This window comes from Gordonia sp. YY1, assembly GCF_009872315.1.
Classification (GTDB): domain Bacteria; phylum Actinomycetota; class Actinomycetes; order Mycobacteriales; family Mycobacteriaceae; genus Gordonia; species Gordonia amicalis.
In genome coordinates this window covers 1-549 of sequence record NZ_WXYI01000065.1, presented here as the reverse complement: position 1 = coordinate 549, position 549 = coordinate 1, and the positions used below count along the sequence as shown (strand labels likewise).

Below are 549 nucleotides of genomic sequence, written 5' to 3'. Positions count from 1 at the left end.
GGACGAAGTCGTAACAAGGTAGCCGTACCGGAAGGTGCGGCTGGATCACCTCCTTTCTAAGGAGCACACAACATCACCCATTTCTGCCGGCGTATGTCTGTGCGGTGGGTGTGTGTTCGAGGGTGAAACATCAGACAGGCTCACCGCTTCCACATCAGGTGGAGGTATCGGGGGTCGCCGCCAGAGCTGTGAGGCCGGCGGGTTCATTGTCACGCTATCGGGGTTCTGAGAGAACACGCGAGTGTTGTCTCTGACCTAGCTGTTCGACCGGTCATGCTGTTGAGGTGTCCTGTGATGGGGCATGGAGGTGTGGGTGGTGGGATGGTGTGTGTTGTTTGAGAAGTGCATAGTGGATGCGAGCATCTTTATTTCAAACCAATGCTCCGACCGTGTGTTGGGGTGCTGGTCTGTGATTTAGCAGAAATGTATGTTTTGTGATGTCTACATTCGATCCCCGTTGACGGTTGTTGACTGTGTGGTGGGGGTGGTTTGTAGGTGTTGTTGTAAGTGTGTAAGGGCGTTCGGTGGATGCCTTGGTACCAGGAGCCG

Annotated in this window: 1 rRNA gene; it reads left to right on the top strand. The window is 54.5% G+C overall.

What is annotated here, in order from left to right:
- Positions 1-56: ribosomal RNA gene (locus BPODLACK_RS23160) — 16S ribosomal RNA — on the top strand; the annotation flags it as partial.
- Positions 57-549 lie beyond the last annotated feature (493 nt).